Below are 23,501 nucleotides of genomic sequence, written 5' to 3' on the forward strand. Positions count from 1 at the left end.
CGCATCATCGAGGGGAACTCGACCCTGCTGCGGGAATGCGCCAGTGCCGACGACATGTATTACGACGTGCAGGACGTGTCGCAGATCGATCCGGTCTTCACCAAGATCCACACGCTCATCACCGGAATGCGGATCGCCCGCTGAGCGGGCGGGTGCGGCGCCGGGCCGGCTTGACGGCCCGGGTGGCCCGGCCGACAGGCTCCGCCATGACGCTGGGTCGCCGCAGGGTCGAGGGCGGGCTCGCCTTCGCCGCCTTCACGCTCACCATTCCGCTCGCCAATTGGATGATCGGCCATGTCGGCACGAGCTGCGTGCCGGCCGGGCCCTGCCTGGTCCCGGTCGCCCCCGGCCTGATGGCCCCCTCCGGTGTCATCATGGCGGGCCTCGCTCTTGTGCTGCGCGATCTGGTGCAGCGCCGGCTCGGCTTCTGGCCGAGCGTCGCGGCGGTCGGGCTCGGCGCGGTGGTGTCCTGGGCCGTGGCCCCGCCCGCCATCGTGTTCGCCTCCACGGCCGCCTTCCTGCTGTCCGAACTCGCAGACCTCCTGGTCTACACGCCGCTGCAGCGGCGCCGCTTCGTGCTCGCCGTCATGCTGTCGAGCCTGGTCGGGCTCGTGGTCGATTCGTCGGTCTTCCTGCAGCTCGCCTTCGGCAGTCAGGACTACTTGCCCGGGCAGGTGGTCGGGAAGATGTGGATGGTCCTGCTCGCCATTCCGGCGGTGCTCTGGCTGCGCCGGCGCGACGAGCGCCTGGGCCTGCAGCCGGCCTAACCCAGCAGAGGTCCCTGATGCCGCGCCTTCCCGATCTTGATCCCGCGACGCTCTCGCCCAGGGGGCGCGAGGTGCACGACCGCATCGCCTCAGGGCCGCGCGGCCTGGTGGAAGGCCCGCTTCGGGTCTGGCTGACCTCGCCCGACCTCGCCGACACGGCTCAGGCGCTCGGGGCATTCTGCCGCTACGGCACCTCGCTGCCGCCCCGCCTGTCCGAACTCGCGATCCTGGTCACGGGCGCCCAGTGGCGCTCCGGCTTCGAGTGGCACGTCCACGCCCCGATCGGCATCGAGGCCGGGCTGGATCCGGAGGCCGTGGAGCTGATCCGGACGGGCGGCTCGCCGCGTTTCGCGAAGAGCGACGAGGCAGCCGTTCACGCCTTCGCGCGGGAGCTTTGGACGCGCCGCCAAGTCTCGGCCGCCACCTACGAGGCGGCGCAGCGCGAGCTCGGCCCCAAGGGCGTCGTCGAACTCGTCGGCATTCTGGGCTATTACGGGCTGATCTCGATGACCATCAACGCCTTCGAGGTGCCCGTGCCCCAGGGCGCGCCCGAGCCCTTCGGTTGAGGCGGCGCATCACGCCGATCGGGCTGAAATCAGGATCCTGCCAGGCTGGCAGGAGTGGAGGGACTCGAACCCCCAACCCCCGGTTTTGGAGACCGGTGCTCTAACCAGTTGAGCTACACTCCTGGACGCGACGGGCGCGTGGCCGCCGCTATATCCCGCGGAAGTGCAGGCCGCAACGCGCCTGAGCCCGGCAAAGCGGTTCAGGGCGCTTGCGGCAGGGGATCGTCGCGCTCTTCGCGGTGGACCGGGTCGTTGTCGGAACCGGGCGCGGCCCGCCCTCCGAAGGTGGCCGAGGTCACGGAGGGGCGTCGCTCTACCTCGCTCTCCGGCACCGCGAGCCCCATCTCGTCGTTGCGTTTCAGGGCCGCGCGTGCCTTCTCGCTCTCGCTGCGGGGATCTTTCGGGTCGGACATGGTGGTGCCTCGGGCGACGCGGGATAATGCCGGAGGGGCGCTCGGCGTTCCGGAGCCGAGCGGGTGGTGAACGGGTCTGCGACGCTGCTCGGCGGCGCGGGCCGGGACCTGCCGCTCCGCCGCGAGCCGGACGGGCTGTCCGTCGATCTGCTGGGAACCGGGCTCGGCGGACGCTGGGTCGCGATCACGCTGCGGGAGGCGCCCGAGACGGGCCGCACCGCACGGCGGCTGATGTTTCTGGTCGGCTCCGACGGGCGACGCCTCGGCCCGCCGCTGCTGGAGGAGGCTCTCGGCGCCGGCCGATTCGGCTGGACCGGGCGCCTGCCCGAGGACACCTCCGCGCTGCACCTCGTCAGCCTGCGCAGCGGCGATCCCGCCCCGGTCCGGATCGAGATCCGCCGGCGCGGGCGCGCGGCCCTGATCGGGCGGGCGCTCGGACGCGACCCGGCCCTGGCCGCCAGGGCGGTGTATTGGCGGATTCTGGGTAAGCGCATGCGGGGCCGTGGACTGCTCGACCGGGCCGTCCGGCACCCGCGCGAAACCGGCTATGCGGCCTGGATCCGGCGCAACAGCACGCTTCGGGAGGCCGACCGGCAGCGGATCCGGGCGGAGGTCGCGGGCTGGGCGGCGCCGCCGCTGATCTCCATCCTGATGCCGGTGCACAATCCGGCGCCGGCGGTTCTGCGGGTCGCCCTCCGATCGGTCTCGGCGCAGCTCTATCCGCATTGGGAGCTGTGCGTCACCGACGACGCCTCGACCGATCCCGAGGTCTGGCGCGAACTCGAGCGCTTCGCCAGGGGCGAGCCCCGGATGCGGCTCGTGCGCCGCGCCGAGAACGGACATATCGCGCGCGCCACCAACGACGCGCTCGGCCTCGCGACGGGCCTCTATGCGGCCTTCATGGACCACGACGACGCCCTGCCGGAACAGGCGCTGTATGAGGTCGCCCGCGTGGTGCGGGAGGATCCGGGCCTCGTCCTGATCTATTCGGACGAGGACAAGCTGGACAGCCGGGGCCGCCGGCACGACCCGCATTTCAAGCCGGGCTTCGACCGCGAGCGCCTCTACGCCCAGAACTACATCAACCACCTGACCGTGATCAGGACCGACCGGCTGCGGCAGCTGGGAGGGCTGCGGCCGGGCTTCGAGGGGAGCCAGGACCACGACCTGCTGCTCCGGCTCACGGCCGGCCTGCGGCGGGACGAGATCCGGCACATTCCGGCCGTGCTGTACCACTGGCGCGCGGCCCCGGGCTCGCGCACCTTCTCGGACCGCTCGGCCTCGGTGGCCGAAGCGGCTCGCCTCAGGGCGCTGGCCGAGGCGGCCGCACCCTGGGGCGGGCGGGCCGAGACCGGCCATCGCGGCTTCAACCGCCTGGTTCGGCCGCTGCCCGAGGCGCCGCCGCTGGTCTCCTGCATCATCCCGACCCGTGACCGGGCGGAACTGCTCGGGACGGTGCTGGAGGGGCTGTTCGGCCACACGGACTACCCGGCCATCGAGGCCGTGGTGGTGGACAACGGCAGTCGCGAGCCCGAGACGGCGCGGCTCTTCGCCCGCTACGCGGACGACCCGCGCGTTCGCATCCTGCCTGCGCCCGGGCCGTTCAACTTCTCCGACCTGTCCAATCAGGGCGCCGCGGCCGCCTCCGGCTCCGTGCTCCTGTTCCTCAACAACGACGTCGAGGTGATCGAGCCGGATTGGCTCGCCGAACTCGTCCGGCAGGCGCTGGAGCCTGAGACTGGCGCGGTCGGCGCGAAGCTCCTCTACCCGGACGGGACGATCCAGCATGCCGGCATCGTGCTTGGCATCGGCGGGGTGGCCGGCCACGCCGATCTCGGCCTCCCGGAGAGCGACGGCGGCTATTTCGCCCGGCTGCTCCTGGCCCAGGAGGTCTCGGCCGTGACCGGCGCCTGCCTGGCCATGCGCCGGGAGGTCTTCGCCGAGGTGGGCGGCTTCGACGCCGAGCACCTCAAGATCGCCTTCAACGACATCGACCTCTGCCTGCGGGTGCGGGAGGCCGGGTACCGCATCGTCTGGACGCCGTTCAGCCGCCTGATCCACCACGAATCGAAGAGCCGCGGCCCCGAGGACACGCCGGAAAAGATCGCCCGATTCCAGCGCGAGACCGCCGTGATGCAGGAGCGCTGGGGGGCGCGGCTGCAGGCGGACCCGTATTACAATCCGAACCTCTCGCGCCGGTCGGGCCACTACCGCATCTGACCCGGCGGAGGCATCGCGCCGCCCTTGTGGTGCCGATTTGCAACACCACATGGATCTGGTCGGCGGCCCTTACGGCGCCGGCGCTCCTGCCGCGAGGCGGAGGGAGCTCGTCGCGGCGGCACCGTGCCCGAGGGGGGCGGTCGCCGCCGGTGCGAAGGAGAGTGCCAGTGAATTTCGAAATCTACACCGAGCGCGCCCGCGGCTTCGTCCAGGCCGCCCAGAATCTGGCCATGCGGGAAGGCCATCCCCAGCTCGCCCCCGGCCACCTGCTCAAGGTGTTGCTGGACGATCCCGAGGGCCTCTGTTCCGGCCTCATCGACCGCGCGGGTGGCAGCTCGCGCGATGTCCGGCTGGCGGTCGAGACGTGGCTCGGCAAGCAGCCCAAGGTCTCCGGCGCGGGCGCGCAGCCGCAGGCGACGCGCGACCTCGTGCGCCTGTTCGACACCGCCGAGGCGGCGGCCAAGAAGGCCGGCGACAGCTTCGTCACGGTGGAGCGCCTGCTGCTCGCGCTCACGATCGAGAAGGACGCCGAGGCCGGCCGCATGCTGGCCGCCGCCGGCCTGACCCCGCAGAACCTGAATGCCGCCATCGAGGCCCTGCGCAAGGGCCGCACGGCGGACAGCGCCTCGGCCGAGAACGGCTACGACGCGCTGAAGAAATATGCGCGCGACCTGACCGAGGCGGCGCGGGACGGCAAGCTCGACCCGGTGATCGGCCGCGACGAGGAGATCCGCCGCACCATCCAGGTCCTGTCCCGGCGCACGAAGAACAATCCCGTGCTGATCGGTGAGCCCGGCGTTGGCAAGACGGCCATCGTCGAGGGACTGGCGCTGCGCATCATCGATGGGGACGTGCCGGAAAGCCTGAAGGACAAGCAGCTGCTCGCGCTCGACATGGGCTCGCTCATCGCCGGCGCCAAATACCGCGGCGAGTTCGAGGAGCGGCTGAAGGCCGTGCTGTCCGAGGTAACGGCGGCGGCCGGCGGCATCGTGCTGTTCATCGACGAGATGCATACCCTGGTCGGCGCCGGCAAGGCGGACGGAGCCATGGACGCGTCCAACCTGCTGAAGCCGGCGCTCGCCCGGGGGGAGCTGCATTGCGTCGGCGCGACCACGCTCGACGAGTACCGGAAGCATGTCGAGAAGGACGCCGCTCTGGCGCGGCGCTTCCAGCCCGTCTTCGTCAGCGAGCCGACGGTCGAGGACACGGTCTCGATTCTGCGCGGCATCAAGGAGAAGTACGAGCAGCACCACGGTGTCCGCATCCAGGACGCGGCCCTGGTCGCGGCTGCGACCTTGTCCAACCGCTACATCACCGACCGCTTCCTCCCCGACAAGGCGATCGACCTCGTCGACGAGGCCGCCTCGCGCCTGCGCATGCAGGTCGATTCCAAGCCGGAGGAGCTCGACAATGTCGACCGCGAGATCGTCAGGCTGAAGATCGAGGCGGAGGCGCTGAAGAAGGAGACCGATTCGGCCTCCAAGGATCGCCTCGGCCGCCTCGAGAAGGAGCTCGCGGATCTCGAGGAGCAGTCGGCGGCCATTACGGCCCGGTGGCGGGCCGAGAAGGACAAGCTCGGCCGGGCGGCGGAGCTGAAGAAGAAGCTCGACGAGGCTCGCAACGAACTCGCCCAGGCGCAGCGTCAGGGCCAGTACCAGCGGGCCGGGGAACTCGCCTACGGCCAGATCCCGGCGCTCGAAAAGGAGCTGTCGGACCTTGAGGCGCGCGCCCAGGACGGCACCCGGGGCAATGGGTCGGGCATGATGGAGGAGGCGGTGACGCCCTCCCACGTGGCCGGCGTGGTGTCGCGCTGGACCGGGGTTCCGGTCGACAAGATGCTGGAGGGCGAGAAGGAAAAGCTGCTCGCCATGGAGGCTGCACTCGGCAAGCGCGTGGTCGGCCAGGAGGAGGCCGTGCGGTCCGTCGCGACCGCGGTGCGGCGTGCCCGCGCCGGCCTGCAGGATCCCAACCGGCCGATCGGCTCGTTCATGTTCCTCGGCCCGACGGGGGTCGGCAAGACCGAGCTGACCAAGGCGCTGGCCCAGTTCCTGTTCGATGACGAGGCCGCGCTCGTGCGCATCGACATGTCGGAATACATGGAGAAGCACTCGGTCTCGCGGCTGATCGGCGCGCCTCCCGGCTATGTCGGCTACGAGGAAGGCGGGGCGCTCACCGAGGCCGTCCGCCGCCGGCCCTATCAGGTCGTGCTGTTCGACGAGATCGAGAAGGCGCATCCGGACGTGTTCAACGTCCTGCTGCAGGTGCTCGACGACGGGCGGCTCACGGACGGGCAGGGCCGCACGGTCGATTTCCGCAACACGCTCATCATCATGACCTCGAATCTCGGGGCCGAGTACCTGGTCACCCAGAAGGAGGGCGAGGACACGGACGCCGTTCGGGACGAGGTGATGGCGGTGGTCCGGGGCCACTTCCGGCCGGAATTCCTGAACCGGATCGACGAGATCATCCTGTTCCATCGCCTCAAGCGGTCGGAGATGGGCGCCATCGTCGACATCCAGGCGGGCCGCCTCCAGCGCTTGCTGGACGAGCGCAGCATCACCCTCGAGCTCGACCCGAGCGCACGCGGCTGGCTGGCCGAGAAGGGCTATGATCCGGCCTACGGCGCGCGGCCGCTGAAGCGGGTGATCCAGAAGTCCGTGCAGGATCCGTTGGCCGAGATGATCCTGTCGGGCAGCATCCTGGACGGCGAAACGGTGCCGGTGCGGGCCGGCCCGCTCGGGCTCCTGATCGGCGACCTCGCGGTCGGCGAGGAGAAGCGCCCGGCCGGCGTGGCGCTGAACTGACGGGCGAGGGCGGGGACCGGCAGTCCCCGCCCAGCCGCTGGGCGCGGGGCTGACCGCGGCGCCGTTCCGGGCTAGGCAGCCGCATGAACCTTTCCCGCACCTGCGGTCGCGTGGCCTGACCGATGGCTGCTCCTCTCCTCTCCCTCCAGGGGGCCGCGCTGACCTTCGGCGGCACCCCCCTGCTCGAAGCCGCCGACCTGTCCGTCGGGGCGGGCGAGCGGGTCTGCCTGGTCGGCCGCAACGGCTCGGGCAAGTCGACCCTGCTCCGCATCGCGGCCGGCCTGGTGGAGGCCGATCGCGGCCTGCGCTTCCTCCAGCCCGACGCCACGCTGCGCTACCTGCCGCAGGAGCCGGACATGAGCGGGCACGAGACCGTGCTCGGCTATGTCGAGGCGGGGCTCGGGCCGGCGGACGAGCCCTACCGGGCCCACCACCTGCTGGCGGAGCTCGGTCTCACCGGCGAGGAGCGGCCGGACGACCTCTCCGGCGGGGAGGCGCGCCGTGCCGCGCTCGCCCGCACGCTCGCCCCTGATCCGGACATCCTGCTCCTGGACGAGCCCACCAACCATCTCGACCTCGCCACCATCGAGTGGCTCGAGGCGGAGCTGAAGAGCCGTCGCTCGGCCCTGGTCCTGATCAGCCACGACCGGCGTTTTCTGGAAAACCTGTCGCGGGCCACCGTGTGGCTGGATCGCGGCCAGACTCGCCGGCTCGACCGCGGCTTTGGCGCCTTCGAAGCCTGGCGCGACGCCACCTATGCTGAGGAGGAGGCCGAGCGGCATAAGCTCGACCGCAAGATCGCGGCCGAGGAGCATTGGGTTCGGTACGGCGTGACGGCCCGGCGCAAGCGCAACGTGCGCCGCATGGAGGCCCTGCGGGACCTGCGCACCGAGCGTCGCACCGCCCGCCGAGCGGACGGCTCAGCCGCCCTCCAGGCCGCCGAAGGCGGCCGCTCGGGCACGCTGGTGATCGAGGCCAAGGACGTAGGCAAGAGCTTCGGCGACCGGCCCATCGTGAGCGGCTTCTCGCTGCGCGTGCATCGCGGCGACCGCATCGGCATCGTCGGCCCGAACGGCGCCGGCAAGACCACGCTCCTGAAGCTCCTCACGGGCGAACTTGCACCCGATTCCGGCACCGTCCGGCTCGGCCAGGCCCTGGAGGTGGCGGCGCTGGACCAGCGCCGGGACAGCCTCGACCCCAATGCGACCCTGGCCGAGGCCCTCACCGGCGGGAGCGGCGACAGCGTGATGGTCGGCGGCACGCCGCGGCACGTGGTCGGCTATCTCAAGGATTTCCTGTTTTCGCCCGAGCAGATCCGGACCCCGCTCCGCGTCCTGTCGGGCGGTGAGCGCGGCCGGGTGATGCTGGCCCGGGCCCTGGCCAAGCCCTCCAATCTTCTGGTCCTCGACGAGCCCACGAACGACCTTGATCTCGAGACCCTGGACGTCTTGGAGGAGATGCTCGGCGACTACCCGGGCACGATCCTGCTGATCAGCCACGACCGCGACTTCCTGGACCGGGTCGCCACCTCGGTGATCGCCCCGGAGGGGAGCGGACGCTGGCTCGAATACGCGGGCGGCTACACCGACATGCTGGCCCAGAGGGGCGCGGATCTGGTTCGCGACACCGGGCTGACCAAGGCCCGGGCCGCCAAGGCGAGCCGGCCCGAGCGCAGCCCGGCGGTGCCGGAGGCGGCGCGGCGGCGGCTGAGCTTCCACCAGCTTCACGCGCTGAAAACGCTGCCCTCCCGGATCGAGGCGCTCACGGCGGAGATCGCCAAGCTCCAGGCGCGGCTTGCCGACCCCGCCCTGTTCGGGCGCGACCCGGCCGCGTTTGAGGCGGCCTCCACGACGCTGGCCAAAAAGGCCGCCGAGCTGGAGACGGCGGAGACGGAATGGCTGGACCTCGAGATCCTGCGGGAGGAGATCGAGGCGTGAGGGCGCCCGCGCGACCCGTCCGGTGCATGACCGAGCGGGGAGTCACAGCCTTGCGGACGATCGGTCGGGCGTTGATCATGGGGGCCGCGTCGGCGACGACGGCGCCGCCGGGAAGGGAGCCGCGATCATGTACAAGGCCGTGACGCGGGGCATCCGGGTGACGGTGGAGCCACGCTTCGTCGAGGAGGAATCGCAGCCCGACAAGGGCAAGTTCTTCTTCGCCTACACGGTCGAGATCACCAACCTGACCACCGACCGGGTCCAGCTCCGCTCCCGGCACTGGCGCATCGTCGACGGCCGCGGCGCCGTGCAGGAGGTGCGGGGCGCGGGTGTGGTCGGCAAGCAGCCCGTGCTCGGGCCGGGCGAGAGCTTCACCTATACGAGCGGCTGCCCGCTGCCGACGCCGGACGGAACCATGGCGGGCGACTACACCATGACGTCGGAAAGCGGCGAGGTGTTTCGGGCCGAGATCCCGGCCTTCTCGCTCGACAGCCCCTTTGTAAAGCGCGTGGTGCATTGAGCGCCGCGACGGGCCGCACGGCGCTCGACCTGCTCGAGCTCCTGGTCGGGTTCGACACGGAGAGCGGCGTCTCCAACCTCCGCCTGATCGAGGCCGTCGAGAGCTATCTCGGCGAACTCGGCGTGCCGTCGGTCCGCGTGCCGAATGCGGACGGCAGCAAGGCGGCCCTGTTCGCCACCGTCGGGCCCCGCGACCGCGGCGGGGTCGTCCTGTCGGGCCACACCGATTGCGTGCCGGTGGCCGGGCAGGACTGGACCGGCGATCCGTTCCGGCTTCGGCTGCGCGAGGGGCGGGCCATCGGCCGCGGCGCCGTCGACATGAAGGGCTTCGACGCGCTGGCGCTCGCGGCGCTGCCCGAGGCCCTGCGGGCCGGGCTGAAGACCCCGATCCACATCCTCCTGTCCTATGACGAGGAAACCACCTGCCTCGGCGCCAACGGCGTCATCGCCCGCTTTGGCCATGACCTGCCCCGGCCCGTGGCCGCCATCGTGGGTGAGCCGACCGAGCTGCGCGTGGTCGACGCGCACAAGAGCGTCGCGACCTTCGTGACCCGCGTGCACGGTTTTGCGGCCCATTCGGCCAAGCCCCATCTCGGGGCCTCCGCCGTGATGGCGGCCGGCGACCTCGTCGCCGCGCTGAACGGCATCGCGGACGACCTCGAGAGGCGCGGCGACCCGTCCGGCCGTTTCGACCCGGCCTTTTCGACCGTCCATGTCGGGATCCTGCAGGGCGGCCGCGCCCGCAACATCCTGGCCGAGGAGTGCTTCATCTCCTGGGAATTCCGCGCCCTGCCGGATCTCGATCCGGACGAGGTGCCGACCCGCTTCGCGGCGGCCACGGCGGCTGTGCTGCGCGACCGGCTGAACCGCTACGGCCCGTTCGGCCGCATCGCAACAATGCGCGAGGTGCTGGTGCCTGGGCTGCGGCCCGATCCGGGCTCGCCGGCGGAGCGGCTCGCGCTCGATCTCACCGGCACGGCCGAGACCACCACGGCGCCCTTCGCCACCGAGGCCGGCCATTTTCAGGCCGCCGGGATCCCGACGGTGGTGTGCGGGCCGGGCTCGATCAACCAGGCTCACCAGCCCGACGAGTACATCACGCTTGATGCGTTGGCGGCCGGCGAGCGCTTCATGCAGCGCCTGATCGCCCGCTGCGCGGCCGACTAGGCCGGACCGCTCAGCCCGCCTCCGGAGCGGCTTCGACCTCGGCCTCGACCTCGGCCGGATCCAGATCGTAATGCCGCGAGCAGAACTCGCAGGTCACCCCGATGCGGCCGTCCTCGCCCACCATGTCGTGGCGGTCCTGAGCCGAAAAGTTGCGCATCATGGCGAAGATGCGGTCGCGGGAGCAGCGGCACACCTCGCGCACCGGCTGCGGATCGAACACCCGCACCCCGCGCTCGTGGAACAGCCGGTAGAGGAGCCGCTCGCTCGACACGGCGGGGTCGACCAGTTCGTGGTCCTCCACCGTCTCCACCAGCGCCTTGGCCTCGCGCCAGGCATCGTCCTCGCCGGGAGCCTCGGCCGAGGTCGCCGGGTGATCGGCCGGGATGTCGCCGGGCGGCAGGTCGGCGGCGCGGGCGCGGTCGGGCGAGGAGGGCAGGAACTGGATCAGCAGCCCGCCGGCCCGGAAGCGCCGGCGCCCGCCGGCGAATTCCTCGGCCACCGCGAGCCGGACCACGGTCGGGATCTGCTCCGACTGCCGGAAATACTGGTGCGCGGCCTCGTCGAAGCCGCCGCCCTCCAGCGACACCACGCCCTGGTAGCGGCTCGCGCTGGAGCCCTGGTCGATGGTCATGGCCAGGATGCCGGTGCCGAGAAGCTCGCCGGTGCGGGGCCGGGCCCCTGCCGCCTCGACCCGGGCCGCGTCGAACCGCGCATAGGCGCGCAGCCGGTCGGGCGCGTCGAAATCCACCACCACCATGTCGACCGGCCCGTCCGTCTTGGTCTGGAGCTGGAACCGTCCCTCGAATTTCAGGGACGCGCCGAGCAACGCGGTCAGCGCCGCGGCCTCGCCAACCACGCGGCTCACCGCGTCCGGATAGGCGTGCCGGGCCAGCATGGCGTCAAGCGCCGCGCCGAGCCGGACGGCGCGGCCCCGCACATCGAGCGCCTCCACGGCGAAGGGGAGGACGACGTCGTCCTGGCCCTCGAGCCGGTCCTCGGCGCTCATGCCGCCTGGGCCCCCGAGGCCTCCAGGCCCGCACCGAGGCACCAGGCCAGGATGCCCTTCTGGGCGTGGAGCCGGTTCTCGGCCTCGTCGAACACCACCGAGCAGGGACCGTCGATCACCTCGTCGGTGACCTCCTCGCCTCGATGCGCCGGCAGGCAGTGCATGAAGATCGCGTCCTGCGCGGCGGCGGCCATCAGCCGGGCATTGACCTGATAGGGGGCCAGCAGGTTGTGCCGGTTGGTCTCGTCCTCGTCGCCCATGGACACCCAGCAATCGGTGACCACGGCGTCCGCGCCGGCCACGGCCTCCAGCGGATCGGTCAGGACCCGGATCGGCCCGCCATCGGCGGCGAGGCGGGTCAGCAGCTCGGACCCGGCCTGCAGCTCGGCCGGGGCCGCCACGTTGAGCCGGAAATCCAGCAGCGAGGCGGCCTGCGCCCAGGACGCCAGCACGTTGTTGACATCGCCCGACCAGGCCACCGTGCGGCCCCGGATCGAGCCTCGGTGCTCCTCGAAGGTCAGCACGTCGGCCATGATCTGGCAGGGATGCGAGGTCTTGGTGAGGCCGTTGATCACCGGCACGGTGGCGTTGGCGGCGAGTTCGACCAGCGTGCCGTGGTCCAGGATGCGGATCATGATCGCGTCGACATAGCGCGACAGGACACGCGCCGTGTCGGCGATGGTCTCGCCGCGGCCGAGCTGCATCTCCTGGCCGGTCAGCATCAGGGTCTCGCCGCCGAGCTCGCGCATGGCGACGTCGAAGGACACGCGCGTCCGGGTGGACGGCTTGTCGAAGATCATCGCCAGGAACTTGCCGGCGAGGGGCTTCCGATCCGGCACCTCTCCGCGCCGGCGCCGGGCCTTGAGGCCGGCGCTGAGGTCGAGAAGGCCGCGGAGCTCCGCTCCGCTGAAATCGGACAGGTCGAGGAAGTGGCGCGGCATGCTCATGCCGCGGCCTCGCGGGCGGGCTGCCGCATCGCGGCCTCCAGGGCCTCACAGGCCCGGTCGAGCCGGGCGGCCGCCTCCGCGATCTCGGCATCGCTGACGATCAGCGGCGGCAGCAGACGGACCACGTTGTCGCCGGCCGAGATCACAAGCAGTTCCTCCTGCTCGGCAGCCTTGACGAGGTCGACGTTCGGAACGTGCAGGCGCAGGCCGACCATCAATCCCTCGCCCCGGACCTCGGCGATCACTGCCGGATGGCGGTCCTTGAGCTCGGCCAGCCGCTGCTTCAGCAACAGCCCGGTGCGCTGGACCTGGTCCAGGAAGCCGTCCGCCAGCACCACGTCCAGCACGGCATTGCCGACCGCCATGGCGAGCGGGTTTCCGCCGAAGGTGCTGCCGTGGGTGCCGGGCTTCATGCCCGAGCTCGCGTCCCGGGTGGCGAGGCACGCCCCCACCGGGAAGCCGCCCCCGATGCCCTTGGCCACCGCCATGATGTCGGGCGCGATCCCGGCCCATTCGTGGCTGAACAGCTTGCCGGTCCGGCCCACGCCGGACTGCACCTCGTCCAGGATCAGCAGCATGCCGTGCTCGTCGCAGAGGCGGCGCAGGAAGCGCAGCCGCTCCGGCGGAACCGGCCGGATGCCGCCTTCGCCCTGCACCGGCTCGATCAGGATCGCGGCGGTGTTCGGGCCGCAGGCCGCCTTGAGCGCCTCGTCGTCGCCGAACGGCACCTGGTCGAAGCCCTCGACCTTGGGGCCGAAGCCCTCCAGGTACTTCGGCTGCCCGCCGGCCGCGATGGTGGCGAGGGTGCGGCCGTGAAAGGCGCCCTCGAAGGTGACGATGCGGAACCGGTCCGGATCACCCTTCACGGCGTGGTACTTGCGGGCCATCTTGATCGCGGCTTCCAGCGCCTCGGCGCCGGAATTGGTGAAAAACACCACCTCCGCGAAGGTGGCCTCGCAGAGACGCCGGGCCAGCCGCTCGCCGGCCGGGTTCTGGTACAGGTTCGAGATGTGCCAGAGCTTGCCGGCCTGGTCCCGAAGCGCCTCCACGAGATGCGGATGGGCGTGGCCCAGCGCGTTCACGGCGATGCCGGCGGCGAAATCCAGAAAACGTCGCCCATCCTCGGTCCGCAGCCAGGCACCCTCTCCGCTTTCGAAGGCGAGAGGCGCGCGCGCATAGACCGGCAACATGGACGACGAGGTCACGGGGAACTCCTCCGTGGCGGGCCGGGGCCCGGAAACGAAAGCGCCGCCTCAGCGGCGGCACCGCGGTGAATCTATTGCTCGCCGGCCTGTTGTCAATGAAGCCACCGGAGGGCCGTGGCGCCACGCGCCTGCTCCGGCCCGCTCCCTCAGACGAAGGCCGCACACGGCGCTATGCGAGGACCCTTGGCGAGAACCCGCCGGTGACCTATATCAGGCGGGTCGGGGCAACCCGGCTATGATCGTAGAGGCAGAGTGGAATAGGCGTTTAGGACGCGGGTTCAATTCCCGCCGTCTCCACCATGAGCCCGCTGCCCGAAAGGGCGCCTGGGCGGGTTCCTGTTGGGGACGACTTGGGTTCGACTAGGCGCGATAAAGGCTAGGCTGCGATTAGGCTGAGCTACGGCCTTAATTGTGCAAAACCACAAATGCCAACGACAACGTTGACATGGGTGCGGTCCGCCTCGCGGCGTGACCATCCGGGGCTCGGGAAAGCCTAGCAACAGAAACGGCACCTTCGGGTGCCGTTCCCATTTCTGGGCCCCGCCGACCACCGTGCCGCCATCGTGAAGAGGCATAGGGCCGCGTCCGCGAACCGTCGGACCGCCGGCGAGTTGCCGGCGACCGACCCGCCTGCCGGACCGTCATCCCTGCCGGACCGTCATCCTGCCCGGATTTCCATGCTGCGCCGCCTCGAGACCCTCATCGATCCCTTCGCGCCGTTCGACGACGCCAAAATGCCGCCCGGCAAGGTGGCGCCCTTCGCCTGGGCCTATCTGCGGCCCATCCGCTGGTGGCTGCTCGTCCTGTTCGGGGCGTCGGTGGCCGTGGGCGTACTGGAATCCGGTCTCTACCTGCTGATCGGCTGGTTCGTGGACCTGCTGGTCCGGTCCAACCCGGCCACCTTCTTCGCCGAGCACGGCACCGAACTCGTCCTCGTGGCCGTGCTCGTGCTGGTGCTGCGGCCGCTGTTTCACGCTGCGCACGAGGCGATCTCGAACCAGATCATCGTGCCGCAAGCCACGACCATGATCCGCTGGCGGACGCACGCCTACACGCTCGGCCACGCGGTCGGGTATTTCCAGGCGGATTTCGCCGGCCGGCTTGCCAACCGTGTCACCCAGGTCGGACCGGCCATCCGCGAGGTTGCCGTCACCGTGCTCGACACGCTGACCTATGTGGGCATCTTCGCGCTGGCCGCCCTCGGCCTGTTCGGCTCGATCTCGCTCTGGCTCGCCCTGCCCATGGCGCTCTGGATGGCGGCCTATCTCGGGCTGATGTGGTTTTTCGTGCCGCGCGCGCAGGTCCGCTCCTTGGCCAATGCCGATGCGCGCTCCGTCACAGTCGGCCGCGTGGTCGACAGCTACACCAACATCCTGACCGTGAAGCTGTTTGCGCGGGCGGACGACGAGCGCTCCTCAGTCCGGGACGCGCTGGCCCGCTGGATGGCCGCGTTTCTGGATCTGATGCGGCTGATCACCGGCGTCACGGCGGCGCTCTCGGTGCTGAACAGCCTGCTGCTGTTCGCGGTCGGCGCCCTCTCGGTCTGGCTCTGGTCGAACGGCCGCATGACGGGCGGGGAGGCGGCGGCCGGGCTCGCCCTGGTGATGCGCATTCTGGCCATGTCGGGCTGGGTCATGCAGACCGTCCGGGGCGTGTTCGAAAACGTCGGCGTGATCCAGGAGGCGATGGCCACCATCGCCCGGCCGCACGCCATCACCGACCGGCCGGGCGCGCCGGCGCTGGCCGTGACGCGCGGCGAGATCCGCTTCGAGGAGGCGAGTTTCCACTACGGCCGCCAGGACGGCATCCTGGACCGCTTCTCCCTCACCATCAGGCCGGGCGAAAAGGTCGGGCTCGTCGGTCCGAGCGGTGCCGGCAAGACCACCATCACGTCGCTGCTGCTGCGGCTGCACGATCTCGAGAGCGGCCGCATCCTGATCGACGGGCAGGACATCGCCGCCGCGACGCAGGATTCGCTGCGGCGGCAGATCGGCGTCGTGACGCAGGACACCTCGCTCCTGCACCGCTCCATCCGGGACAACATCGCCTATGGCCGGCCCGGCGCGACGCAGGCCGATGTGGAGCGGGCCGCGCGGCTCGCCCATGCCGAGGCGTTCATCGCAGCACTCGAGGACCACCGGGGCCGGCGCGGCTACGAATCCCATGTCGGCGAGCGCGGCGTGAAGCTGTCGGGCGGCCAGCGTCAGCGAATCGCCATCGCCCGCGTGATCCTCAAGGACGCGCCCATCCTGGTGCTGGATGAGGCGACCTCGGCCCTCGATTCCGAGATCGAGGCCGCGATCCAGGACTCGCTGTCCTCCCTGATGGCCGGCAAGACCGTGATCGCCATCGCCCACCGGCTCTCCACCATCGCGGCGCTGGACCGGCTGGTGGTGGTGGAGGGGGGACGCATCGTGGAAGAGGGCGGCCACGCCCAGCTCCTGGCCCGCGGCGGCCTCTATGCCCGGCTCTGGCACCGGCAATCTGGTGGCTTCCTGGGCGAGGAGCCGAGGGGCGCGGAAGCCGCTGAATAGAGCGCGGGGCGGGTCGGCGCTCCCCCGACGTCGCGTCCCGGCGCTCGTCCCGAACCGGGGCGCGTGCGCCATTCCCTCGTCCCACCGGCCCGCTTAGAAGCGCTCATGTCCCCACCCGAGAGCCATCCTCCGCGCCGGCCGCGGCCGTGGCGCGTCGAGGCGCTCGCCACGATCAGCCTGGCCTGGCCCCTGATCCTGTCGAACCTCGCCGGCACGGCCATGACCACGATCGACGTGGTGCTGGTCGGGCGCCTCGGGGCCGAGAAGCTGGCTGCCGCGGCGCTCGGCACAAACCTGTACCATGCCGTGTTCATCGCCCTGATCGGGCTGCTGTCGGCGGTGTCGCCCCTTGTGGCCGAGGAATTCGGGCGGCGCCGCCACGCGGTGCGGGAGATCCGGCGCACCGTTCGGCAGGGGCTGTGGGTCGCGGTGGCGGCCAGCATCCCGGCCATGGCACTCCTGGCGGCCGGCGAACCCCTGCTGGTCCTGCTGCGGCAAAATCCGGCTCTTGCGGCCGAAGCCGGGCTCTATCTCCGGGCTCTTCTCTGGGCGCTGCTGCCGAGCCTCGCCTTTCTGGTGCTGCGGCTGTTTATCGCTTCCATCGGCCGGCCCGGCTGGGGCCTCGCCATCGCGCTGCTGGGGGTTCCGGTGAACGGCGGGCTGGCCGCGCTGCTGATCTCCGGCGGATTCGGCATTCCGCCGCTCGGGCTCGTGGGCGCCGGCATCGCGACCACCGCCACCACGCTGCTCGGCCTTGTCGCGCTGTGCCTCGTGCTGGCTTTCGACCGGGGCTTTCGCCGCTTCCACATCTTCGGCCGTTTCTGGCGGCCGGACTGGCCGCGCTTCCGGAGGGTGTGGCGGCTCGGCCTGCCGATCGGTGCGACGCTCGCCCTCGAGGTCGGCCTGTTCAACGGCTCCGGCCTGCTGATGGGCGCGCTCGGCACCACGGAACTGGCCGCCCACGCCATCGCGCTGCAGATCGCGGCGCTCTGCTTCATGGTGCCGCTGGGACTGGGGCAGGCAGCGACCATCCGGGTCGGGCAGGCCTTCGGGGCGGGCGAACGAGAGGGAGTGGGCCGCGCCGGATGGATCGCGTTCGGCCTGGCCGTCGCGTTCATGAGCAGCACGGCGCTGATCCTGTTCGTCGCCCCGGGCCCGCTGGTGGCCGCCTTCATCGACACGGCGGCCCATCCCGAAGTGGCGGGGCTGGCCGTCCTGCTGCTGGCCCTCGCGGCCCTGTTCCAGATCGCCGACGGCGCGCAGACGGTCGGCGCCGGGATGCTCAGAGGTCTCCAGGACACGCGCATTCCCATGATCTACGCCGCTCTCGGCTATTGGGGCGTGGGCGCGCCGCTCGGCTTTGCGCTCGCCTTCCCGCTCGGCTTCAGGGGGCCGGGGGTCTGGACCGGGCTCGCGGCCGGCCTCGCCGTGGTGTCCGCCCTGATGCTCTGGCGCTGGAGCCGGCGTGACCGTTTGGGACTGACCCGCAGGGCCGGGGATTAACCCGGCTCAGCCGGTGTGGAACGGCCGCGCGAAGCGTGGACAGGGCTTTTGAACCATGCCAAAGACCCGGTCGGCGACCCACCGCCGCATTGCGTCGACACCAGGGCGAAGGCTCTGTGCCGCCGCGTTCCGGGGCTCCCGCGGCACATTGGTCGCGTCCGTGTCCCGGACCGTCCTGGACCCGCCTGGAGCTTGACCTTGGCCACGACTGCAACCGCAGCCCCCCCAGCCACGCGACGCGACTTCCTCCTGATCGCGACCGGCGCCGTCGGCGCCGTGGGCGCGGCCGCCGTGGCCTGGCCCTTTGTCGCCGCCCTCGCGCCCGACGCCCAGACGGTGGCGGCCGGTGCGCCTGTCGAGGTCGATCTCGGGCCGATCGCGGCCGGGCAGATCGTGAAGGTGTTCTGGCGCGGCAAGCTGATTTTCGTCCGTCACCGCACGGATGCCGAGATCAAGGCCGCAGAGGACGTCAACGTCGCGACCCTGCCGGATCCGCAGCCCGATTCAGCCCGCGTGAAGCAGGGCCACGCCAACTTCCTCGTGGTCTACGGCAACTGCACCCATCTCGGCTGCGTGCCGCTCGGCAACGAGGGCGCGTTCAAGGGCTGGTTCTGCCCCTGCCACGGCTCGGTCTTCGATACGTCGGGCCGCATCCGCCAGGGCCCCGCGCCCATCAACCTGCCGGTTCCGCCCTATACCTTCGTGTCCGACACGAAGATCCGGATCGGCGAAGAATCCAAGACCGCCACGAAGACCGCGGCCGCGTGAAGCTGAAGACCAGGGCGACGTCATGAGCCAGCATGCCACCACCTATGTGCCGAAGAGCGCCGCCGCGAAGTGGTTCGAGAGCCGGCTTCCGATCGCCGGCCTGGTGCATTCCTCCTTCGTCGCCTTCCCGGTTCCCCGCAACCTGACCTATTTCTGGACCTTCGGGGCCATCCTGATCTTCATGCTGGGGGCGCAGATCGTCACCGGCGTGTGGCTTGCGATGCACTACGTTCCGGAGGCGACCAGGGCGTTCGAATCCGTCGAGCACATCATGCGCGACGTGAATTACGGCTGGCTGCTGCGCTACCTGCACGCCAACGGCGCCTCGATGTTCTTCATCGCGGTGTACATCCACATCTTCCGGGGCATGTATTACGGCTCCTACAAGGCGCCGCGCGAGATTCTCTGGATCCTCGGCGTGATCATCTTCCTGCTGATGATGGCGACGGCCTTCATGGGCTACGTCCTGCCCTGGGGTCAGATGTCCTTCTGGGGCGCCACGGTCATCACCAACCTGTTCTCGGCCATCCCGCTCGTCGGCGACACCATCGTGTCCCTGCTGTGGGGCGGCTACTCGGTCGGCAGCCCGACGCTGAACCGCTTCTTCGCGCTGCACTACCTGCTGCCGTTCATGATCGCCGGCGTGGTCGTGCTGCACGTCTGGGCGCTGCACGTGGTGGGTCAGAACAATCCGACCGGCGTGCCGATCAAGTCCGGCAAGGACGCGGTGCCGTTCACGCCCTACGCCACCATCAAGGACCTGTTCGCGACCATCGTGTTCGTGATGTTCTTCGCCTGGTGGGTGTTCTTCGTGCCGAACTATCTCGGCCATGCCGACAACTACATCCCGGCCAACCCGGCCGTGACGCCGGCCCACATCGTGCCGGAATGGTACTTCCTGCCGTTCTACGCGATCCTGCGGGCCATCCCGGACAAGCTCGGCGGCGTGCTGGCCATGGGTGGCGCGATCGTGGTGCTGGCCTTCCTGCCCTGGCTCGACACCTCCCGCGTGCGTTCGGCCAATTACCGGCCGCTCTACCGCCAGTTCTTCTGGGCGTTCTGCGTGGTCTGCGTGCTGCTCGGCTGGCTCGGCGCCAAGCCGGCGGAGGGAGGCTACGTGATCGCCTCCCGGATCTGCACGGCCTGGTACTTCATCCACTTCCTCGTGGTGCTGCCGCTGCTCGGCCTGTTCGAGACGCCGAAGCCGCTGCCATCCTCGATCCTCGAAACCGTCCATGCGGGCCGCAAGGGCGGCGGCGCGGGGCTTCCGGTCGGCGCTGCCGCCGAACCTTCGATCAAGGGCTGAATCGTGGCGCGTTCGGATCACAGGCCAATGACCTCACGCCGCTTCGTCGCAGCCCTCGCTCTCGGCTTCGGGCTTGCCCTGTCTCAGGCCGCCTCGGCGGCCGAGGGCACCCCGCAGCCGCCGCGCCAGAGCTGGACCTTCTCGGGCATCAGCGGGACGTTCGACCGCGCTCAGCTGCAGCGCGGCTTCAAGGTTTACCGGGAGGCCTGTCAGGCCTGCCACCAGCTGAAGATCCCGTTCCGGACCCTGGCCCAGAACGGCGGCCCGCAATTCTCGACGGCGCAGGTCACGGCGCTGGCGGCCGAGTACAAGGTGCAGGACGGCCCGAACGACGCCGGCGACATGTTCGAGCGGCCGGCCCGGCCGGCTGACAACCTGCCCTGGACCTTCCCGAACGAAAACGCCGCCGCGGCCGCGAACGGCGGCAAGGCGCCGCCGCCCCTGCAGCTGATCGCCAAGGCGCGCGGCTTCGAGCGCGGCTTCCCGTGGTTCGTTTTCGACGCGATGCCGTTTCTGTCCTACCAGGAGCACGGGGTCGATTACGTAAAGGCGCTGCTGGTCGGCTACGAGGAGCCGCCGGCCGGCGTCACGGTTCCGCCGGGCGGGCATTACAACAAGTACTTCCCTGGCCACGTCATCGCCATGCCGAAGCCGCTCAATTCGGACGGCCAGATCGAGTATCCGAAGGGCCCCGACGGCAAGTCGCCCGTGCCCGAGACGGTCGATCAATACGCCCGGGACGTGTCGGCCTTCCTGATGTGGGCGGCCGAGCCGCATCTCGAGCAGCGCAAGCGCACCGGGTTCATGGCCCTGATCTTCCTCGCCGTGCTCGGCGCCGGCATGTGGTACGCCAAGAAGAAGGTCTGGGCGAAGGTGGGCGGCGAGGCCGAGGGCCTGCCGGGCACTGCGCCGCTCGGCCCGACGGGCTGATCCTGACGACACTCTGACCCGGCCGGGCCCGTCCCGGCCGGGCCGATCTGGGACCCCGCGCCGCAGAGCCCGACAGGTGATGCGGCCGGCGGACGCGCTTCCCCGCACCGCAAGGATCGTCCCGACATGACAGAGGCTGTCCTCGGCGTGATCGGCGGTTCCGGGGTCTACGACCTGCCGGGGCTGGAGGATGTCCGCGAAGAGCGCATCGCCTCCCCGTGGGGCGAGCCCTCCGACGCCCTCAGGCTCGGCCGGATCGGCCGCACGCGGGTCGTGTTTCTGCCCCGGCACGGCCGCGGCCATCGCCTCTCTCCCTCCGACATCCCCTACCGGGCGAATATCGACGTCCTGAAGCGGGCCGGCGTGACCGACCTCGTCTCCGTCTCGGCGTGCGGCTCCTTCCGGGAGGACCTCCCGCCAGGCCGCTTCGTGCTGGTGGATCAGTTCGTCGACCGCACCTTCCGGCGCGAGACATCCTTCTTCGGCGCAGGCTGCGTGGCGCATGTGTCGATGGCCCATCCGGTCGGGCCGCGATTGCAGCAGCGTCTCGCCGAAGCGGCGGCCGCCGAGGGAATCGAGGTCTCGGTGGGCGGCACCTACCTGTGTATGGAGGGGCCGCAATTCTCCTCGCTCGCCGAATCGCTCGGCTACCGGGCGGCCGGCTACGACGTCATCGGCATGACCAACATGCCGGAGGCCAAACTCGCCCGCGAGGCCGAGATCACCTATGCGAGCGTCGCCATGGTGACCGACTACGATTGCTGGCACCCGGGGCACGAGGCGGTCGAGGTGTCCGACGTGATCGCGGTGGCGCGGGCCAATGCTGGCAACGCGGCCCGGCTGCTGGCCCGGCTGGCGCGCGATTTCCCGGCCGAGCACGAGCCCTGCCCGGTCCGGTCGGACCGGGCCCTCGAACACGCCATCATGACGGCGCCCGGGGCGCGCGACCCCGCCCTGCTGGCCCGGCTCGACGCCGTGGCGGGCCGCGTACTCGGCCGGGCGTGACGTTGGCTCAGTAGGGCATGCCCCGGAACGGGAGACCCAGCAGGGCCCCGAGAACGGTCGCCAGAAGCCAGAAGATCACGGCCACGATGATGGCGGCTGGAATGGCGGCAAGGCTCGCCTTGACCATGAAGGCCACCAGCCGGCCGAACGGGATGTCGATGTCGGTGATGGTCGTGCGATAGGAATTCGGATCGGCCATGGACGGGCTCCGCGCGCAATGCGTCAGGAGCATATTGGGGGTGGGGATGGAGTCGTCGATGAGGGACCTCAAGGCGGTGGTCCGCACCATCCCGGATTACCCGAAGCCCGGGATCATGTTCCGGGACATCACGACCCTGCTCGGGGATGCTCGCTCCTTCCGGCGCGCCGTGGACGAGCTCGTGCATCCCTATGCGGGCGGCAAGGCCGACAAGGTGGCCGGCATCGAGGCACGCGGCTTCATCCTGGGCGGCGCGGTGGCGCACCAGCTCTCGGCCGGCTTCGTGCCCATCCGCAAGAAGGGCAAGCTGCCCCACACCACCGTCCGGGTCTCGTATCTGCTGGAATACGGCGAGGACGAGGTGGAGATGCATGCCGACGCCCTGGTCGAGGGCGAGCGCGTGATCCTGGTCGACGATCTGATCGCCACCGGCGGCACGGCCGGGGCCGCCGTGAAGCTGCTGCGCCAGCTCGGCGCCGAGATCGTGGCCGCCTGTTTCGTGATCGACCTGCCCGAGCTCGGCGGGGCCGACAAGCTCAGGGCGGACGGCGTCGAAGTCAGGACCCTGATCAGCTTCGAGGGGCATTGAGGTCCAGCCGATGAACGTCGACGGCGTCCCCACCCGCACCATCCGCCTCGGCCAGGACGGCCTGTCGGTGGAGGTGCTCGACCAGACGCGGCTGCCGCACACGGTCGCCTGGCGCAGGCTGGAGACGGTCGAGGACGCCGCTGTCGCCATCCGGACCATGGTGGTGCGGGGGGCGCCGCTGATCGGCGTCACGGCGGCCTATGGCGTCGCGCTCGCCATGCGGGAGGACGCGTCCGAGGAGGGGCTGAGCCGGGCCGTCGCGGCACTGGCGGCCACGCGTCCCACGGCCGTCAACCTGCGCTGGGCGCTGGACCGGATGGCCGCAGCCCTGCGGCGGCCGGACGTGAACGACCGCGTCGCGGCGGCCTATCGGCTCGCCGGGGCCATGGCCGAGGAGGATGTGGAGACCTGCCGGGCCATCGGCCGGCATGGTGCGGCGCTGATCCGGGCCGCGCACGACCGTACCGGCCGGACGGTGAATGTCCTCACCCATTGCAATGCCGGCTGGCTCGCGGCGGTGGATTGGGGCACCGCTCTCGCCCCGGTCTACGCTGCGCACGAGGCCGGCGTGCCGATTCATGTCTGGGTGGACGAGACCCGCCCTCGCAACCAGGGCGCGGCGCTGACGGCCTTCGAGCTCGGCCAGCACGGCGTTCCGCACACCATCGTGGCCGACAATGCCGGCGGCCACTTGATGCAGCACGGCCGCGTCGATCTCTGCATCGTCGGGTCGGACCGCACCACGGCAACCGGGGATGTGGCGAACAAGATCGGCACCTACCTGAAGGCGCTCGCGGCCCGCGACAACGGCGTGCCGTTCTATGCGGCGCTTCCGGCCTCCACCATCGACTGGACGCTCCAGGACGGCGTCGCCGAGATCCCGATCGAGGAGCGCGGCGCCGAGGAGGTGACCCACATGACGGGCCGGAGCGCCGCCGGCGATCTCGTCACCGTGCAGGTCTCGGCCCCGGGCAGCCCGGCCGCCAATCCGGCCTTCGACGTGACGCCGGCCCGGCTGGTCACGGGCATCATCACCGAGCGCGGCATCGCGGCTGCGAGCCGCGACGGTCTGGCGGAGCTGTTCCCGGACGAAGCGGGCCGCTAGACGGGCGGCTA

At 70.7% G+C, this 23,501-nt stretch carries 20 protein-coding genes, 1 tRNA gene and 1 other RNA gene; 16 read left to right on the top strand and 6 right to left on the bottom strand.

The features are described 5' to 3' along the window. Positions 1-206 precede the first annotated feature (206 nt). Together JWR86_RS09460 and JWR86_RS09465 are read left to right on the top strand one after the other, a co-directional pair. Positions 207-767, top strand: a complete 561-nt coding sequence (locus JWR86_RS09460) for a VUT family protein (RefSeq protein ID WP_299564148.1) — start codon at positions 207-209, stop codon at positions 765-767. Between the two features lie 17 nt (positions 768-784). Beyond that, positions 785-1,333 carry a carboxymuconolactone decarboxylase family protein gene (locus tag JWR86_RS09465; protein WP_299564151.1) on the top strand — a complete coding sequence of 183 codons (549 nt, stop codon included), beginning with the start codon at positions 785-787 and terminating at the stop codon, positions 1,331-1,333. Between the two features lie 46 nt (positions 1,334-1,379). Here the strand turns inward: JWR86_RS09465 and JWR86_RS09470 are convergent. Then, a tRNA-Trp gene (locus tag JWR86_RS09470) sits at positions 1,380-1,456 on the bottom strand. Positions 1,457-1,533: 77 nt separating this feature from the next. Then, positions 1,534-1,746 (bottom strand): hypothetical protein, encoded by a 213-nt coding sequence (locus JWR86_RS09475; protein WP_299564154.1) that lies wholly within the window; start codon positions 1,744-1,746, stop codon positions 1,534-1,536. Positions 1,747-1,812: 66 nt separating this feature from the next. On the opposite strand from JWR86_RS09475, the gene JWR86_RS09480 reads away from it, so the two are divergent. From JWR86_RS09480 to argE, 5 genes are all read left to right on the top strand, one after another. Beyond that, on the top strand, positions 1,813-3,966 hold the full coding sequence (locus JWR86_RS09480; RefSeq protein WP_299564157.1) for a glycosyltransferase family 2 protein: 2,154 nt from the start codon (positions 1,813-1,815) through the stop codon (positions 3,964-3,966). A gap of 167 nt (positions 3,967-4,133) precedes the next feature. Continuing rightward, complete coding sequence (gene clpB, locus JWR86_RS09485; RefSeq protein WP_299564160.1) at positions 4,134-6,770, top strand: ATP-dependent chaperone ClpB; 2,637 nt, start codon at positions 4,134-4,136, stop codon at positions 6,768-6,770. 122 nt (positions 6,771-6,892) lie between these two features. Next, positions 6,893-8,707, top strand: a complete 1,815-nt coding sequence (locus JWR86_RS09490) for an ATP-binding cassette domain-containing protein (protein ID WP_299564163.1) — start codon at positions 6,893-6,895, stop codon at positions 8,705-8,707. A 127-nt stretch (positions 8,708-8,834) separates the two neighbouring features. Further along, on the top strand, positions 8,835-9,227 hold the full coding sequence (apaG, locus tag JWR86_RS09495) for a Co2+/Mg2+ efflux protein ApaG (RefSeq protein ID WP_299564166.1): 393 nt from the start codon (positions 8,835-8,837) through the stop codon (positions 9,225-9,227). Further along, a complete protein-coding gene (gene argE, locus JWR86_RS09500) occupies positions 9,224-10,393 on the top strand; it encodes an acetylornithine deacetylase (RefSeq protein ID WP_299564169.1) in 1,170 nt (389 codons plus the stop codon). Before apaG ends, argE begins: the two co-directional genes overlap by 4 nt. 10 nt (positions 10,394-10,403) lie before the next feature. On the opposite strand, the gene JWR86_RS09505 is transcribed toward argE, so the two are convergent. From JWR86_RS09505 to JWR86_RS09515, 3 genes are read right to left on the bottom strand one after another with little or no spacing between them, the layout of a single operon-like run. Next, complete coding sequence (locus JWR86_RS09505; protein WP_299564172.1) at positions 10,404-11,399, bottom strand: Hsp33 family molecular chaperone; 996 nt, start codon at positions 11,397-11,399, stop codon at positions 10,404-10,406. After that, positions 11,396-12,346, bottom strand: coding sequence for an ornithine carbamoyltransferase (argF, locus tag JWR86_RS09510; protein WP_299564175.1), 951 nt, complete (start codon positions 12,344-12,346; stop codon positions 11,396-11,398). The genes JWR86_RS09505 and argF overlap by 4 nt, the downstream gene beginning before the upstream one ends. Continuing rightward, the gene (locus JWR86_RS09515; protein WP_299564273.1) at positions 12,343-13,536 is read right to left on the bottom strand and encodes an aspartate aminotransferase family protein; all 1,194 of its coding nucleotides are present in this window, start codon (positions 13,534-13,536) and stop codon (positions 12,343-12,345) included. Before JWR86_RS09515 ends, argF begins: the two co-directional genes overlap by 4 nt. A gap of 194 nt (positions 13,537-13,730) precedes the next feature. Between JWR86_RS09515 and ssrA the strand changes: the two genes are divergently transcribed. The 7 genes from ssrA to JWR86_RS09550 all read left to right on the top strand — a co-directional run bounded on the left by ssrA (position 13,731) and on the right by JWR86_RS09550 (position 21,597). After that, positions 13,731-14,066, top strand: a transfer-messenger RNA (tmRNA) gene (gene ssrA, locus JWR86_RS09520). 162 nt (positions 14,067-14,228) lie between these two features. Then, positions 14,229-16,085: an ABC transporter ATP-binding protein gene (locus JWR86_RS09525; RefSeq protein ID WP_299564178.1), complete on the top strand. Its 1,857-nt coding sequence runs from the start codon at positions 14,229-14,231 to the stop codon at positions 16,083-16,085. Between the two features lie 105 nt (positions 16,086-16,190). Beyond that, on the top strand, positions 16,191-17,588 hold the full coding sequence (locus JWR86_RS09530) for an MATE family efflux transporter (protein ID WP_299564181.1): 1,398 nt from the start codon (positions 16,191-16,193) through the stop codon (positions 17,586-17,588). A 198-nt stretch (positions 17,589-17,786) separates the two neighbouring features. After that, complete coding sequence (gene petA, locus JWR86_RS09535; protein ID WP_299564184.1) at positions 17,787-18,356, top strand: ubiquinol-cytochrome c reductase iron-sulfur subunit; 570 nt, start codon at positions 17,787-17,789, stop codon at positions 18,354-18,356. A gap of 22 nt (positions 18,357-18,378) precedes the next feature. Continuing rightward, complete coding sequence (locus JWR86_RS09540) at positions 18,379-19,662, top strand: cytochrome b N-terminal domain-containing protein (protein WP_299564187.1); 1,284 nt, start codon at positions 18,379-18,381, stop codon at positions 19,660-19,662. A gap of 27 nt (positions 19,663-19,689) precedes the next feature. Continuing rightward, entirely contained in the window at positions 19,690-20,592 is a 903-nt protein-coding gene (locus tag JWR86_RS09545; RefSeq protein WP_299564190.1) for a cytochrome c1, read from the top strand. Between the two features lie 126 nt (positions 20,593-20,718). Further along, positions 20,719-21,597, top strand: a complete 879-nt coding sequence (locus JWR86_RS09550) for an S-methyl-5'-thioadenosine phosphorylase (protein ID WP_299564193.1) — start codon at positions 20,719-20,721, stop codon at positions 21,595-21,597. A gap of 7 nt (positions 21,598-21,604) precedes the next feature. On the opposite strand, the gene JWR86_RS09555 is transcribed toward JWR86_RS09550, so the two are convergent. After that, a complete protein-coding gene (locus tag JWR86_RS09555; RefSeq protein WP_299564196.1) occupies positions 21,605-21,868 on the bottom strand; it encodes a hypothetical protein in 264 nt (87 codons plus the stop codon). Here JWR86_RS09555 and JWR86_RS09560 point away from each other — a divergent pair. Beyond that, complete coding sequence (locus JWR86_RS09560) at positions 21,855-22,385, top strand: adenine phosphoribosyltransferase (protein WP_299564199.1); 531 nt, start codon at positions 21,855-21,857, stop codon at positions 22,383-22,385. The two genes, JWR86_RS09555 and JWR86_RS09560, sit on opposite strands and share 14 nt — an antisense overlap. 10 nt (positions 22,386-22,395) lie before the next feature. Continuing rightward, the gene (gene mtnA / locus JWR86_RS09565) at positions 22,396-23,490 is read left to right on the top strand and encodes an S-methyl-5-thioribose-1-phosphate isomerase (protein WP_299564202.1); all 1,095 of its coding nucleotides are present in this window, start codon (positions 22,396-22,398) and stop codon (positions 23,488-23,490) included. The last annotated feature ends 11 nt before the right edge of the window (positions 23,491-23,501 follow it).

The organism is Enterovirga sp., from assembly GCF_028290205.1.
Taxonomy (GTDB): Bacteria; Pseudomonadota; Alphaproteobacteria; order Rhizobiales; family Beijerinckiaceae; genus Enterovirga.

Excerpts from the sequence above, each read along its gene's own strand:
- JWR86_RS09460 (WP_299564148.1), top strand. The coding sequence starts at position 207 with ATGACGCTGGGTCGCCGCAGGGTCGAGGGCGGGCTCGCCTTCGCCGCC.
- JWR86_RS09465 (WP_299564151.1), top strand. The coding sequence starts at position 785 with ATGCCGCGCCTTCCCGATCTTGATCCCGCGACGCTCTCGCCCAGGGGG.
- JWR86_RS09475 (WP_299564154.1), bottom strand. The coding sequence starts at position 1,746 with ATGTCCGACCCGAAAGATCCCCGCAGCGAGAGCGAGAAGGCACGCGCG.
- JWR86_RS09490 (WP_299564163.1), top strand. The coding sequence starts at position 6,893 with ATGGCTGCTCCTCTCCTCTCCCTCCAGGGGGCCGCGCTGACCTTCGGC.
- apaG (WP_299564166.1), top strand. The coding sequence starts at position 8,835 with ATGTACAAGGCCGTGACGCGGGGCATCCGGGTGACGGTGGAGCCACGC.
- JWR86_RS09505 (WP_299564172.1), bottom strand. The coding sequence starts at position 11,399 with ATGAGCGCCGAGGACCGGCTCGAGGGCCAGGACGACGTCGTCCTCCCC.
- argF (WP_299564175.1), bottom strand. The coding sequence starts at position 12,346 with ATGAGCATGCCGCGCCACTTCCTCGACCTGTCCGATTTCAGCGGAGCG.
- JWR86_RS09515 (WP_299564273.1), bottom strand. The coding sequence starts at position 13,536 with ATGTTGCCGGTCTATGCGCGCGCGCCTCTCGCCTTCGAAAGCGGAGAG.
- JWR86_RS09525 (WP_299564178.1), top strand. The coding sequence starts at position 14,229 with ATGCTGCGCCGCCTCGAGACCCTCATCGATCCCTTCGCGCCGTTCGAC.
- JWR86_RS09530 (WP_299564181.1), top strand. The coding sequence starts at position 16,191 with ATGTCCCCACCCGAGAGCCATCCTCCGCGCCGGCCGCGGCCGTGGCGC.
- JWR86_RS09540 (WP_299564187.1), top strand. The coding sequence starts at position 18,379 with ATGAGCCAGCATGCCACCACCTATGTGCCGAAGAGCGCCGCCGCGAAG.
- JWR86_RS09545 (WP_299564190.1), top strand. The coding sequence starts at position 19,690 with ATGACCTCACGCCGCTTCGTCGCAGCCCTCGCTCTCGGCTTCGGGCTT.
- JWR86_RS09550 (WP_299564193.1), top strand. The coding sequence starts at position 20,719 with ATGACAGAGGCTGTCCTCGGCGTGATCGGCGGTTCCGGGGTCTACGAC.
- JWR86_RS09560 (WP_299564199.1), top strand. The coding sequence starts at position 21,855 with ATGAGGGACCTCAAGGCGGTGGTCCGCACCATCCCGGATTACCCGAAG.
- mtnA (WP_299564202.1), top strand. The coding sequence starts at position 22,396 with ATGAACGTCGACGGCGTCCCCACCCGCACCATCCGCCTCGGCCAGGAC.